Genomic DNA, 13,228 nt, shown 5'->3' with positions numbered 1-13,228 from the left:
CCGCATCAAGCCAGCGTGTGCACGATCACCGGTCCGGCCGTCGCGGTGGCCGGTCCGGTCAACAGCGGCGCCAGGTCGTGTTCGATCCACGCCAGCGCACGCTTGTTGGATTCCTCGGCGGCCGCAAAGTTGTTGAACAGGCTGATCGCGATCACCGTATCGTCGGGCGCATAGACCACATAGTAGCCCATGAAGCCCTCGACGCCGCTGATGACGGGAATCGCGCCCTCCTTGATTCTGCGTGTCAGCTCTTCGGCCTTGCCGGCCTTGGCCTTGCCCTGACGAATGGCGGCGTACATGGGGCTCTCCCTCGAAGGTAAGCTGCCCGATATCGCAACTCTTAAGCTTCATCCCTCGCGGGACGAGCAGCGTAATCCCGCGCGCGTTGATCGTATCTCATCCAACGCCGTCAGGCCACGCGCACGCTCAAGGCGCCGCTGCGGTCGCCACACTCGGCGGCAATGCGCCGATCATCGCCTCGATTTCGGCAATGACGAGATCGGGAACCGCATTCTGAATCATGTGACCGACGCCCGGCAGCACGATCAATTTCGTCTTCGGCGCGGCCGCCGCGAACGGCCGTGAGTGGATGTTGGTCGACACCGTCTTGTCGGCGTCGCCGGTGATGATGGTGACGGGCGCCTTGATCTCGCCGTAGCGCGGCACCTGCTCGGCCACCGCCGCTTTCAGCGTCACCAGATCCCGCGCATTGGCAATGAATTCGCGCGGCCGCAGCAACAGCGGCGTGGCGGTGTTTTTGACAAAACCGTCCGGCATGGTCTGCGGCAGGAACACGCCCCGCGCGCCCGAATCCGCCAGCAGCATTCCGAGCGGCAGCGTGATGGTGTAGGCGAACAGCGGGCCGACCACCGGCGTGGCGATCAGTTTGTTGTAGCGCCCGACGCCGCCGGGCCAGGGATAGGCCACCGGCGCCAGCATCACCAAACCGGCGACAGAATGCGGGTAGTCCAGCGCGATACGCGCCCCCAACGCGCCGGCCCAGGAATGAACCACGAAGATCGCTTGGCCGACGCCGAGGTTGGTCAGCGCCTCCTCGATCATGCGGGCCTGAATTTCGGGCGTGGAGTCCCGAAGGCGGGCGCGGGTGCTCCAGCCATGCCCGGGGCGGTCGATCAGGATCACGCGGTGCTTTCCGGCAAGCCGCTCCCCGACCGGCTGCCGCATCACTTCCAGATTGGAACTGGCGCCGTGCAGCATCACGACTGGCGGCCCCGCCGCATCGCGCGGGCCGATATCGAGGATATGCAAGGCCCCGCCCGCCACCTCGACCATCCTGCCCTGGGCCGGATGGGCCCGTTCGCTGAGAAGAACGCCGGCTTGCGTGACCAGCGCCAGCACCGCCAGCGCCGCCACTAAAATCACCACCAACATCGAGAATTTCCGGCTGATTTCTTGCACCAGCGAGCTACGGCCCGGATCGGCGCGGGTTTCGGAGATTGTCCACAGAGGGCCGAACCTGTGGATAGCGGGGTCATACTGACGTCATCAGCAAGTTTGTACAGTGACGTTGCCACTTTTGCCATGTGTGCGCGTGCCTGATTGGGGGGTAGCCAGGCGCCTGCACTGTACCCAACATCCACAGGAACAGGGACGCTCACTACAAATTGTTCCAGCGTATCATCGGAGGACTACCCATGATTTCCGACGCAAGCGAAGCCGCCATCGATCAGATCGTAGCGAGTTGCAATGGCGACATCCGCGGCGCACTCAAGGCCCTGCTGCGGGTCAACGAGCAGCTTGAGACGGAGTTGGCGCAAATCTACGCGGCGGTAGGCCTCGACGGTCTGGCCCGCGGCAGCAACGCCGTACACTAGGTCTTGTGAGAGGTCCTGTGAGCCGACGCGTTTTCCAAGACGCAAAACGGCTCAAGAGCACTCTCGTTTGGATGAGTGCTCGTTTCCGGCGTCTCTGCGGGCGGCTCGTCCACCGCCGGCTAGCAGCGGTTGGCTCGCTCTGTCACGCAGTCAGCCGACAATAGCGCGCACGCGGCGCGGCGTTCCTGCCTGCTGCAGCGGGAGATCAGGGCTAAACTGCGAAAGCTCAGATATCGCGGCCTTCGACCTTTTCGGTCAGCGACTTGACCAGTTCCGGCACCTTCTCGAGATGCGGATTGACGGCCAGGGCCTTGCGGAACGCTTCCAGCGCGCGCTTTTCATCGCCGATCTCCTGCATGATCATGCCGAGCCCGGCCAGCGCGCCGAAATGCCGGGGCTCGCGGATCAGCACCTGGCGGATGTCCTCAAGCGAGCGGGTGTAGTCGTTCTTCAGGTAATACAGCGTGGCGCGACGATTCCATGCCTCGACGTAATCGGGACGCAGCTTGACGAGAGAATCCAAGAGCTTTAGCGCGACGTCGATCTTCTGTGCATCCATCGCGGCCTTGGCGCGCAGCATCAGCAGCGCAGCCGTGTCGCTCGGCGTCTGCATCCACTGCGCCCAGATCCGCGCCTCGACGTGTTTGGCGCTGGCTTCATCAGGGGCAGCCTTCAGGGCGCCGAACAGGAAATCCAGCCCGCGGGTGCGATCCGCACCGACCTTCGGAAGCTTGCTCGGCGCTTCCGGCAACTTCTTCTCGGATTTCGGCGGAGGAATGACCCTGGGGTCGTTCTGGGCAAACGCAGCGGCCGGCAGGGCCGTCACGACAGCAGCGAGGACCACGATCCGGCAGTTACGCGCGCCTGAGAATCTCAAAACCATGGGCCAAGTCTAGACGCGCAAAATCGCGCCGCAAAGCAGCAGATCGTCAAAGACCCGTGAAGCGAAGAAAAAAGCCGGCTCAGCGCCAGGATTAACCTTGGCGATTAACCTTGGCGATTAACCTTGGCGGGCCTTGAAGCGGCGCTGCACCTTGTTAATCACATAGACCCGGCCCTTGCGGCGGACCAGGCGGTTGTTGCGGTGGCGACCGCGCAGCGATTTCAAGGAGTTACGGACCTTCATGGGACAATCCTGATGCTTTGAAAGGCCGTGTTGGAGGCCCGAACCTGAGCTACCCGAAAGTGGCAAAATGGGATTAATCCCGAAAAGCGGCCAACCGCCCGGGACGGGGCGGTTTCTAAGCAGCGCGGGCTCGGATGTCAATGCAGATGGGCCGTTTTCGGGCCTCTTGCCGTCATTCCGGGGCGATGCGGCAGCATCGAACTATAGGGCGCCCTTGCGCCCCTGAGAATCTCGAGATTCCGGGTCTGGTCCTTCGGACCATCCCGGAATGACGGTGGGAGACGGTACAACCCTATTCACTGGCAGAACAGGTCGCACGGGAACTCGACCAGGGCCTCGCCGGTCGCGACCTTCTCGCCCGTCTGGTTCTTCACCACCACGTCGATCATCACCCAACGGGATTTTTCGGTCACCTGTTTGGCTTTGATGATTCCAGTAGGCTGGATGGTGTCGCCCGGCCGGACCGGCTTGACCCATCGCGTCTCCAGCCGGCGATGGATCGCACCGGCCGGATAAGCCCAGTCGGTGATCATGCGCGAGATCAGACCAAAGTTGTTCATGCCGTGCATGATGATGCCGCCGAAATTGGTCTTGCCGAAACTGCCCTTCATGTACTCGTCGTCGAGATGCAGCGGATTGTAGTCGAGCGAGGCGTCGCAAAACAGTCGGATGGATTCGCGGCTGACCGCGAAGGCCGGACCGTCGATGGCATCGCCGGCTCTGAGCTTTTCGAACGTCGTGGTCATCGCAACCTCCCCGCTCACATCGGCCGAATCGTCCAGCCACGGCCGGAACAGATTACGTCGCCCTTCTGATTAAAGAACACGTTGTCGTGCACCACGAACAGCCGCTCGCGCTTGATGAACTTGTCGAGCGCGCGGGCCTGCAAGGTGATGACGTCGTTGGGGCGCGCCGGAATGTTGTAGCTCCAGGATTGCCCGGCATTGACGGTGCCCGGCGAGCGCATCCAGTCATCCGCCGGGGTGCATGAGAACATCAGGACGATGTGGATCGAGGGCGGCGCGATCAACCCGCCATAGCGCGTGGTCTTCGCATAGGCCTCGTCGAAATAGATCGGATGAGTTTCGCCGACCGACTTGCAGTACAGTTCGATCGCCTCTCTGGTCAGCGTGTAGGGGATGGTCTTGCGCGGCTCGCCGGGAACGATGTCGTCCCAGACCTTTCTCAAGTTGGCGTCTTTCCAGAAATCGGTCTCGAAGGCCTGCGTTCGGGCCATGCCACGCTCCCTTATTTTCCGTCTTTTGTTTCTGCCGCCTTGCGGAATTCGTTATATAGTATAATCAATTTTCCAGACCCAAAAATCAAGCCGGCGGGAAACTCAAATGCCCAAGCTCAAGCTGCCCGATATCGAGAAAGTCGTCGCGATCGACATCCACACCCATGCGGAAGAGCCCTGCGGCCTGCATGGCGACGACGGCTATGACGATTTTCAGGAGCGCATGGCCGAATATTTCAAATCGCCGCACAAGCATCCGCCGACCGTGCCGGAGACCGCGGCCTATTACCGCTCGAAAAACATCGCGGCGGTGATCTTCCCGGTCGATGCCGAGCGCGAGACCGGCTTTCGCCGCTACAACAATTACGAGATGCTGGAGGTCGCCTCCGACCATCTCGACGTTTTGATCCCATTCGTCAGTATCGATCCGCACAAGGGCAAGTTAGGCGTGCGCGAGGCGCGCAAGCTGATCGAGGAATACGGCGTCCGCGGCTTCAAATTCCATCCGACCATGCAAGGCTTCTACGCCAACGACCGCATGGCCTATCCGCTCTATGAAGCGATCAACGACGGCGGCGCGATCGCATTGTTTCACACCGGGCAGACTGGTGTTGGTTCCGGCATGCCGGGCGGCATGGGGATGCGCCTAAAATATTCCAACCCGATGTACATGGACGATGTCGCGGCTGATTTCCCCGACCTCAAGATCATCCTCGCGCACCCCTCGTTCCCCTGGCAGGAAGAGGCGCTGTCGGTCGCGACCCACAAGCCCAACGTCTATATCGACCTCTCCGGCTGGTCGCCGAAATATTTCCCCCCGATTCTGGTGCGCTACATCAACTCGATTTTGCAGGACAAGATGCTGTTCGGCTCGGACTGGCCGGTGATCACGCCAGACCGCTGGCTGGCGGATTTCGCCAAACTTGAGATCCGCGAGGAGATCAGGCCGAAGGTAATGAAGGCCAACGCGAGGAAGATTTTGGGTATCTAAAGGAGTATCATCGGCGGCACATTTGCGAGGTGGTCATGACGAACTTCGCCAGAATTGTCGCCTTCCTTGCCACGCTCCTGTTCGGGACCGTGGCCGCTGCGCTCGCGGCCGACAGGCCGCCACTTCTGATCGAATTCGAAAGCCCGCTGGCGGGGCCGCAGGCATTGCAGGGCTACCTGCGATTGCCCGATGCTCCCGGCCCCTCGCCCGCGGTCGTGTTGCTCCATGGCTGCGGCGGCGCTTGGCGGGGCATCGACGCACGGTGGGGCAAGCGGCTCGCGGAGTGGGGCTATGTCACGCTGACCATCGACCGCTTCGGCACGCGCGGCATCGCCCACGCTTGCACGGCCTGGCCGCCGCCATCGACCCTATACGATGCCTATCGTGCGCTGAAATTCCTCGTCGGACAGCCGTCGGTCGACCCTGGGCGCGTGGCCGTGGTGGGGTTTTCGCAAGGTGCGATGCTCGCGCTGCTTGCGGTCGAGCGCAGCGAGATCGAACGCAGCTCGGAGGAAAAATTCCGCGCGGCTGTCGCCTTCTATCCGCCGTGCCGCGGCCTCAAGGGCGAGATGACGGTGCCGAGCCTGATCCTGATCGGCGAACTCGACGACTGGACGCCGGCGAGCGAGTGCCGCAACCTCGCCGAAGGCCGCGACGATTGGGGAATCTCGCGCGAGAAAGGCAAGGGGGTTCCGATCGAGATTATCGTCTATCCCGGCGCCCATCACGATTTCGACGTGCCGAACTTCGCAACGCCTGTGAAGATGTTCGGCCATCACCTCGAGTTCAACGAGGCGGCGCGGGATCAATCCGTTGAGGCACTTCGGAAATTCCTGTATGCGACCATTGGCGGAAAAGAGAAACAACCGTGACCATCAAAGCCGTTGTCTTCGATGCCTATGGCACGCTTTACGACGTCCAGTCGGTGGCTGATGTTACCGAGGACGCGTTTCCGGGCTATGGCGGGATCATCACCCAGGTCTGGCGCATCAAGCAACTCGAATACACCTGGCTGCGTTCGCTGATGGGACGCTACCAGGATTTCTCGGTCGCCACGCGCGACTCGCTGGCCTACACGCTGCGCAGCCTCGGGCTTCAATATGACGACGATGCTTTCGCGCGCATCATCGAGAAGTATCTGCATCTCGATCTCTATCCGGATGCGCTTGCGGCGCTGTCGGCGATGAAGGATTGCAAGCTTGCGATCCTGTCCAACGGCAGCCCCGGCATGCTCAACGCGCTCGTGCACAACAGCGGGCTCGAGCGCGTGCTCGATGCCACCATCAGCGTCGACGCGAAGAAGATCTTCAAGCCCAGCCCCGAGGTCTATGCGCTGATCGAGGAGGTGCTGCACGTGCCGCCTGCCGAGGTGCTGTTCATCTCCTCCAATCCCTGGGACGCTTGCGGCGCCAAGGCGTTCGGGCTCAACGTCGCCTGGATCGAACGGGTGACGCCGGAAGCGATGGCGCTGGCCTGCCTCGAAAGCGAGACGCTGCCGCCCTTGACGATGTTCAAGATATTGCGCACCCAGATGGATGAGCTGGGATTTGAGCCCGATCATCGCATCCACAGCCTCTCCGAACTTCCCGCACTGGTATCTGCCCAAAGGTCCTGAACAAGATGAGTCTAGAGTCCGTGCGCGCCTTCTTTGCAGAAAAGGCGCCCGAAATTTCCGTGATCGAATCCGAGATGAGTTCTGCCACCGTCGCGCTGGCGGCGGAGGCTTACGGCGTCGAGCCGGCGCTGATTGCGAAGACGCTGAGTTTGAGAATCGGCGAGCGGGTGATTCTGATCGTGGCGGCGGGCACCTCGCGAATGGACAACAAGAAGGTGAAGGCGCTGTTCGGGGGAAAGCCGAAAATGCTCGGCCTCGAGGAGGTCGCCGAGATTACCGGGCACGAGGTCGGCGGCGTCTGCCCGTTCGGACTGAAGACGCCGCTGCCGGTCTATTGCGACGTCTCGCTGAAGGCGTTCGACATCGTGGTGCCCGCCGCGGGCTCAACCCACAGCGCGGTGAAGATCACCCCGGCGCGCATGGCCGAACTGACGTCGGCCGAATGGGTCGACGTCTGCGAACTCAGGCCCGTCGAGGCGGCGTCGACCTAATAGTCCTCTTCAAAGAACGGTCTCTGCTGGCGCGGCACCGCCTGAGGCTGCACTTGTTGCGGCGCGCGCGAACGCGGCACCGCCTGCTGCGGCACCCCGCGCGGAGGCGGCGTCGGCTGCGCGTTGGCCTGCGATTCGAATACCGCGCGGCAACCGGTGGAGAGCTGCGGCGTGTTCTGCCGCAAACATGCCACGATCCGGGTAACGTCCGGGATCTGGTCGCCGCAGAGCCGCCAGACGTCGGGCGTGCAGGCCATCTGCTGTTCCCAGGTTCCGCGATATTCCTGCGAGAAAGCGGGAACGGCAGCGCCAGTTCCGCCGCCAGTCGCGAGGGCGAGTGCAAGGACGATCCGCTGCGTTTGCATGGACAGGTCCCCTTCTTTTTAATTTTCACAGGCGCGGAAGCTCCGCGCGGCGACGGCATTAAGCCTGTCGAATGAATGCGGCCACGCGACGTTAGTGCGAACAAAAAAATGTGAAGCGGGTTCCCCTACTCCACCTTGCCAATCTTCTTCACCGCCGCGACCAGCCGCGCGCTGTCTTCCGCGACGAATTTTGCAAATTCCGGCGCGTCCAGGTAGGCGGCGGGGCTTCCGGCAGTCTCATAGGTCTTGACCACCTCGGGCGCCTTCACGGCTTCCGCCATCGCTTCGCGCAGCCGCGTCATGATCGGCGCCGGCAATGCGCGTTGCGCAAACAGTCCCGCCCAGATGTAGAACTCGACATCCTTGTAACCGAGCTCCTTGAAGGTCGGCAGATCGGGAAAACTCTTGATGCGCTCGGCGCCCCAATTGGCGAGCACGCGCATCTTGCCGTCATCGACCTGCTGCTTCAGCGTGCCCGGCGCCGACGCCACCGCCTGCACAGTGCCACTCAAGAGCGCGGTCAACGCCGGCCCTGCGCCGCGGAACGGCACGTGCAGCAATTTGATGCCGGCGCTCGCGGCAAACATTTCCATCGCCACATGCAGCGTGCCGTAGGGACCGGACGAGCCGTAGGGAATCTGCCCGGGACGCTTTTTGGCGTCGTCGACGAACTCTTGCAGCGTCTTCCACGGCGCGGATGCCGGCACCGCGAGCAGCGTCGGATCGGCGAGCACGCGCGCTACGGCTGCGAATTGCGATACTTCATACGCCACCGGACGATCGAACAACCGGTCGGCTTCCGGCAGCACCGCGAGCGAGGACAGCGTCATCAATAGCGTGTACCCGTCAGGCTCGGCACGCGCCGCCGCCGCGTTGCCGACCGATCCGCCACCGCCGCCGGCGCGGTTATCGACGATAACAGGCTTGCCGAGGATCCGCTCCAGCGCCTGCGCGATCGGCCGCGCTGCGAGATCGGCCTGCCCGCCGGGCGGAAACGGCACGATCATGGTGATGTTGCGCGAGGGGTATGGGCCTTGCGCCAAGGCCGTGTTGGAGAGCGCGGTGTGCGCCAGCGGCAACGCAGCGGCGACTTTCAGGAGTTCGCGGCGGTTCATGGGTAGATGCCTCCCCAGCGTTTGTTTTTTGTCCGGCGAGACTAGCCGATACACGGCACATGGCGATAGCGCGCGTCGTCCCACCCTCCCCAGGAGGGGTCCGAGACGAGCGAAGCTCGCTCGTGGGTCGCCGCGTAGCGGCGGGGTGGGGTGACGGTCTCTCCCCATCCAACAGTGCCCGACTGGAGAGATCACCCCACCCCGTCTCACATTTCGCTTTGCTCAATGTGAGTCGACCCTCCCCTTCCAGGGGAGGGTAAACGCACACTTCACGGCTTCCGCTTCTTTCCCTTTGCAAAATGCTTGGCCAAAAACTCCGCCAGCACCTCGACGCGCGCGGGCCTTGGGCCGCCGGGCGGCGTCACCAGGTGCACCGCGCCTTCGGGCTGGTGCCAGCCTTTCAGGATCACTTCGACCTCGCCGGATGCGATGGCGTCACCGACGATGAAGTCCGGCAAATCGGCAATGCCGAGGCCGGCGATGACGGACGGCAACAGCGCCTCGCCATTGTTGACGCGGAGCTGGCCTGCGGGCCGCACGCTGGCCTGCTCGCCTGATGCGTTGGTGTAGTGCCAGACGCCGGGCGTCGAGAGATAGGCGTAGCCGAAGCATTTATGCTCCGCCAGATGCATCGGATGCGTCGGCTTGCCATGACGCTTCAGGTATGAAGGCGCCGCGACCGTATAGCGCGGCATCGCGCAGAGCCGCCGCGCGATCAGCGACGAGTCCGGCAGGCGCGCGATGCGCAGGCCGGCATCGAAGCCTTCGCCGATCAGATCAACCGTCGCATCGCTCAGGTGAAGGTCGATCGAGACTTCCGGGAAGGCTGTGAGAAATTCCGGCAAGATTGGCGCAACGGCTTTCACGCCGAACGTCATCGGCACCGCGAGCCGCACCAGCCCGCGCGGCGCCATCGATTGCGACAAGGCTTCATTCTCGGCGTCTTCGCCGTCCGCGAGCAGGCGCGCGGCGCGCTCGGCGAGCCTTTGCCCGGCATCGGTCAGCGCCAGCCGCCGCGAGGTGCGGTTGAACAGCCGCGCGCCGAGCCGCTGCTCGAGCCGACTGACAGCCTTGGACACCGTGGCCTTGGACAGCGCCAGCTCGGTCGCGGCCGCTGCAAATGACCGCAATTCCACGACTTTTGCAAAAATCGCCAACGCCTCGAAATCCGGGAGTCTGGACATCGGCTCGGCCCCCTCTGGTCAATTTTGGAAACAATGAGTTTCCATAGTTTCTATTTCTATATCACGGTGCAGAGCATATCCAAGCGGCATCAAACTTCGAACCGATGAAGGACCACCTCTCATGATCGAACTCAGGCCATTTGCAAAACTCGGCAGCGCCGATCACGGCTGGCTGAAGGCAAAACACCACTTCTCTTTCGGCAGCCATTACGACCCCGACAATATGGGCCACGGCGCGTTGCGGGTGTGGAACGATGACGAGATTGCGCCGAATACCGGCTTTCCCGCCCATCCCCACGCCAACATGGAAATCATCACCTATGTCCGCGAAGGCGCGATCACGCACCAGGACTCGCTCGGCAACAAGGGCCGGACTGAAGCCGGCGACGTGCAGGTGATGAGCGCCGGAAGCGGCATTCGTCATTCCGAATACAATCTGGAGCCTTTGAAGACCAAGATATTCCAGATCTGGATCGAGCCAACGACAAGGGGCGGCCAGCCGACCTGGGGCGCCAAACCGTTTCCGAAGTCGGATCGCTCTGGCAAGCTCGTCACCATCGCCAGCGGCATTGCCGGCGACGAGGATGCGCTGCCGATCCGCGCCGATGCGCGGGTGCTCGCCACCACGCTGAAGGCGGGGGAGAGCGCGCGGCGTACGAGGCGGCGAAGACGCGTCACCTCTATCTCGTGCCGGCGGCCGGCAGCGTCGAAGTCAACGGCGTGCGCGTCAATGCCCGCGACGGTGCTGCGATCCGCGACGAGGCGAAGCTGACGATTACCGCGCTGGAAGATTCCGAACTGGTGCTGGTCGACGCGGCGTAAGGCAATCACCGCTCGTCATGCCCGGGCTTGACCCGGGCATCCATCCTTCTTCGCGAGACTCCTTGCGAAGGCGATGGATTGCCGGGTCCCGGCTACGCCCCGAGGCTTCGCCGGGCACCACAGCACTAGGCCGGCGAAGCCTAGCGAAGACGGCAAGCCCGGCAATGACACCCAAAAATCAACAACTCACATCAAACCCAAAGGACAACCACCATGGCCAAAGTACTCGTGCTCTATTATTCCGCCTATGGTCACATCGAAGCGATGGCGAATGCCGTAGCCGAGGGCGCGCGCAAGGCCGGCGCCACCGTCGATATCAAGCGCGTGCCGGAGCTGGTGCCTGAAGCGGTCGCCAAGGCCTCGCATTACAAGCTTGATCAGGCCGCGCCGATCGCAACGATCGAAGACCTCGCCAATTACGACGCGATCGTCATCGGCACCGGCACCCGCTTCGGCCGGATGGCGTCGCAGATGGCGAACTTCCTCGATCAGGCCGGTGGGCTCTGGGCCAAGGGCGCGCTGCACGGCAAGGTCGGCGGTGCCTTCACCGCAACGGCGACCCAGCATGGCGGGCAGGAAACCACGCTGTTCTCGATCATCACCAATCTCTTGCACTTCGGCATGACGGTCGTAGGCCTGAACTACGGCTTCGCCGGCCAGATGAAGCTCGACGAAATCACCGGCGGCGCGCCCTATGGCGCCACCACGATCACCGGCGGCGACGGCAGCCGCCAGCCGAGCGAAAACGAACTCGCCGGCGCGCGCTATCAGGGACGCGTGATCGCGGAGACCGCCAGCAAGCTGCATGGCTGAATGCGATATGGGCGGCGTTCTCTCTTACGAATGCCGCCCTATCTAGTCCTTCGGGAGCGCGGAGCGCGGCGCCCGCCCGAAATGCACGAAATCGTGAGGCATAGTTTCCAAACGCCTTATGAATTCGTGATAGGCCTTCGGCCTCCCGTCTGCACGCAAAGGTTCTAGCATGAGCAATAATTCGCAAATCCGGTGGCCGGAATTGCCGACGGCGGCGTGGCGTGACACCTATGCGACGCTCCATCTTTGGACCCAGATCGTCGGCAAGATCCGCCTCGCCAAATCGCCATGGCTCAATCATTCCTGGCACGTGGCGCTTTATGTCACGTCGCGCGGATTGACGACATCGCCAGCGCCCGACGGCGCACGAACGTTCCAGATCGACTTCGATTTCATTGACCACACGCTGCGCATCTCGACCAGCGACGGCTCGCTAGAGCAATTTGCGCTAGCAGGACATTCGGTCGCCAGCTTCTATGCCGCCACGATGGCAGCGCTTGCCGAGCTCGGCATTGCCGTTGCCATCGACGAGATGCCGAACGAACTGCCCGATCCGATAAAATTCTCCGAGGACACCGTGCACGCCGCCTACGATCCAGATGCTGTCGGGTGCTTCCTGCAAATTCTCGTCAACTGCGACCGCATCTTCAAGCAATTCCGAACCGGCTTCCTCGGCAAGGCCAGCCCGGTGCATTTCTTCTGGGGCAGTTTCGATCTCGCGGTGACACGCTTCTCGGGACGCCGCGCGCCACGCCATCCCGGCGGCGTGCCACATTTGCCCGACGCGGTTGCACATGAAGCCTATTCACACGAAGTCAGCAGCGCCGGGTTTTGGCCGGGCGGTGGCGCTATCGATTATCCCGCCTTCTATTCCTATGCCTATCCCGAGCCGCCGGGTTTTCGCGCGGCGAAGGTGCAACCGGATGCGGCGTTCTTCAGCGAAGCGCTCGGCGAATTCATTCTGCCATACGACGCTGCCCGGACGGCTGCCGATCCCGACAGGGCGCTGCTCGATTTCCTGCACAGCACCTATGAGGCCGCGGCAATCGCGGCAAATTGGGATCGCGACGCGTTGGAATGCGATTCCGGGCAGCCCGGCGTGGTGAGGCAGGTTTGAAGCTGCTGTGTAGGATGGGCAAAGCCAACGGGTCGCGCGAACACGCGCCCAGCGACGAGCGCAAGGGCGCTCGCGGAGTGATGACAGGCTCCGCGCGCCCACCGGCGCGTGCAATGTCGAAAATGGTGGGCACGCCTGCGGCTTTGCCCACCTGCGAACCGCCACTAATGCCGCAGTTGCGGCTTCATAATAGTCTGCCGGACTTCGGCGCCGCAATCGGCGCATTCATAGGTGAAGTCAATCTTTGCCTGGCTCCAATGCGGTTCGACGTCCCGCACGAACATCGGAACCCCGACACAGCACGGACAAATGACGAAACCCGGCTCAATGCCATCATGATGAATAAAGGCTGGCATGTTGGCTCTCCCCACGGCAGCAATTCACGAGTAGCCCTTCACCCGCAGCGCAGCATACGCGCGTGCGGCTAAGCCGATCATCAACTCTCGCGAACACACGAAGAACGACTGCACTATCCTGGCATGTGTTGCAGATTTGCACGGGCTGTTCCCGTGCGGCA

At 62.6% G+C, this 13,228-nt stretch carries 17 protein-coding genes and 1 pseudogene; 8 read left to right on the top strand and 10 right to left on the bottom strand.

The window, feature by feature from the left end; all coding sequences use genetic code 11:
- Nucleotides 1-5: 5 nt before the first annotated feature.
- Nucleotides 6-299 (bottom strand): antibiotic biosynthesis monooxygenase, encoded by a 294-nt coding sequence (locus V1277_RS20155; RefSeq protein WP_057841446.1) that lies wholly within the window; start codon nt 297-299, stop codon nt 6-8.
- A gap of 127 nt (nt 300-426) precedes the next feature.
- Entirely contained in the window at nt 427-1,392 is a 966-nt protein-coding gene (locus V1277_RS20150; protein ID WP_334417798.1) for an alpha/beta fold hydrolase, read from the bottom strand.
- Nucleotides 1,393-1,655: 263 nt separating this feature from the next.
- Between V1277_RS20150 and V1277_RS20145 the strand changes: the two genes are divergently transcribed.
- Complete coding sequence (locus V1277_RS20145; protein WP_028351545.1) at nt 1,656-1,835, top strand: hypothetical protein; 180 nt, start codon at nt 1,656-1,658, stop codon at nt 1,833-1,835.
- A 226-nt stretch (nt 1,836-2,061) separates the two neighbouring features.
- Here V1277_RS20145 and V1277_RS20140 read toward each other — a convergent pair whose 3' ends face one another.
- From V1277_RS20140 to V1277_RS20125, 4 genes are all read right to left on the bottom strand, one after another.
- Nucleotides 2,062-2,718 (bottom strand): tetratricopeptide repeat protein, encoded by a 657-nt coding sequence (locus V1277_RS20140; RefSeq protein WP_334417797.1) that lies wholly within the window; start codon nt 2,716-2,718, stop codon nt 2,062-2,064.
- Nucleotides 2,719-2,835: 117 nt separating this feature from the next.
- The gene (gene ykgO / locus V1277_RS20135) at nt 2,836-2,961 is read right to left on the bottom strand and encodes a type B 50S ribosomal protein L36 (protein ID WP_002718645.1); all 126 of its coding nucleotides are present in this window, start codon (nt 2,959-2,961) and stop codon (nt 2,836-2,838) included.
- A gap of 296 nt (nt 2,962-3,257) precedes the next feature.
- Nucleotides 3,258-3,707: a MaoC family dehydratase gene (locus tag V1277_RS20130; protein ID WP_334417796.1), complete on the bottom strand. Its 450-nt coding sequence runs from the start codon at nt 3,705-3,707 to the stop codon at nt 3,258-3,260.
- A gap of 14 nt (nt 3,708-3,721) precedes the next feature.
- The gene (locus V1277_RS20125) at nt 3,722-4,198 is read right to left on the bottom strand and encodes a MaoC family dehydratase (RefSeq protein ID WP_334417795.1); all 477 of its coding nucleotides are present in this window, start codon (nt 4,196-4,198) and stop codon (nt 3,722-3,724) included.
- Between the two features lie 106 nt (nt 4,199-4,304).
- Between V1277_RS20125 and V1277_RS20120 the strand changes: the two genes are divergently transcribed.
- The 4 genes from V1277_RS20120 to V1277_RS20105 are packed head-to-tail and all read left to right on the top strand — an operon-like array spanning nt 4,305 to nt 7,295.
- On the top strand, nt 4,305-5,189 hold the full coding sequence (locus V1277_RS20120) for an amidohydrolase family protein (RefSeq protein WP_057838072.1): 885 nt from the start codon (nt 4,305-4,307) through the stop codon (nt 5,187-5,189).
- 35 nt (nt 5,190-5,224) lie between these two features.
- On the top strand, nt 5,225-6,061 hold the full coding sequence (locus V1277_RS20115; protein ID WP_334417794.1) for a dienelactone hydrolase family protein: 837 nt from the start codon (nt 5,225-5,227) through the stop codon (nt 6,059-6,061).
- Nucleotides 6,058-6,804, top strand: a complete 747-nt coding sequence (locus V1277_RS20110) for a haloacid dehalogenase type II (RefSeq protein ID WP_334417793.1) — start codon at nt 6,058-6,060, stop codon at nt 6,802-6,804. The genes V1277_RS20115 and V1277_RS20110 overlap by 4 nt, the downstream gene beginning before the upstream one ends.
- Nucleotides 6,805-6,809: 5 nt before the next feature.
- The gene (locus V1277_RS20105) at nt 6,810-7,295 is read left to right on the top strand and encodes a YbaK/EbsC family protein (RefSeq protein WP_334417792.1); all 486 of its coding nucleotides are present in this window, start codon (nt 6,810-6,812) and stop codon (nt 7,293-7,295) included.
- Here V1277_RS20105 and V1277_RS20100 read toward each other — a convergent pair.
- The 3 genes from V1277_RS20100 to V1277_RS20090 form a co-directional block, all read right to left on the bottom strand.
- A complete protein-coding gene (locus V1277_RS20100; protein WP_334417791.1) occupies nt 7,292-7,660 on the bottom strand; it encodes a hypothetical protein in 369 nt (122 codons plus the stop codon). The genes V1277_RS20105 and V1277_RS20100 overlap by 4 nt on opposite strands.
- Before the next feature lie 125 nt (nt 7,661-7,785).
- Nucleotides 7,786-8,775 carry a Bug family tripartite tricarboxylate transporter substrate binding protein gene (locus V1277_RS20095; protein ID WP_334417790.1) on the bottom strand — a complete coding sequence of 330 codons (990 nt, stop codon included), beginning with the start codon at nt 8,773-8,775 and terminating at the stop codon, nt 7,786-7,788.
- Between the two features lie 269 nt (nt 8,776-9,044).
- On the bottom strand, nt 9,045-9,959 hold the full coding sequence (locus V1277_RS20090; RefSeq protein ID WP_334417789.1) for a LysR family transcriptional regulator: 915 nt from the start codon (nt 9,957-9,959) through the stop codon (nt 9,045-9,047).
- A 121-nt stretch (nt 9,960-10,080) separates the two neighbouring features.
- On the opposite strand from V1277_RS20090, the pseudogene V1277_RS20085 reads away from it, so the two are divergent.
- The 3 genes and pseudogenes from V1277_RS20085 (at nt 10,081) to V1277_RS20075 (ending at nt 12,711) form a co-directional block, all read left to right on the top strand.
- Nucleotides 10,081-10,781 (top strand): annotated as a pseudogene (locus V1277_RS20085) (pirin family protein).
- 213 nt (nt 10,782-10,994) lie between these two features.
- A complete protein-coding gene (gene wrbA / locus V1277_RS20080) occupies nt 10,995-11,594 on the top strand; it encodes an NAD(P)H:quinone oxidoreductase (RefSeq protein WP_334417788.1) in 600 nt (199 codons plus the stop codon).
- Nucleotides 11,595-11,763: 169 nt separating this feature from the next.
- A complete protein-coding gene (locus V1277_RS20075) occupies nt 11,764-12,711 on the top strand; it encodes a DUF5996 family protein (protein ID WP_334417787.1) in 948 nt (315 codons plus the stop codon).
- Between the two features lie 164 nt (nt 12,712-12,875).
- Here the strand turns inward: V1277_RS20075 and V1277_RS20070 are convergent, their stop codons facing one another.
- Entirely contained in the window at nt 12,876-13,067 is a 192-nt protein-coding gene (locus tag V1277_RS20070) for a hypothetical protein (RefSeq protein WP_334370258.1), read from the bottom strand.
- Nucleotides 13,068-13,228 lie beyond the last annotated feature (161 nt).

Source organism: Bradyrhizobium sp. AZCC 1588 (assembly GCF_036924735.1).
Classification (GTDB): Bacteria; Pseudomonadota; Alphaproteobacteria; order Rhizobiales; family Xanthobacteraceae; genus Bradyrhizobium.
The sequence above is the reverse complement of the archived record's forward strand: the minus strand, read 5'-3'. Positions and strand labels throughout refer to the sequence as shown.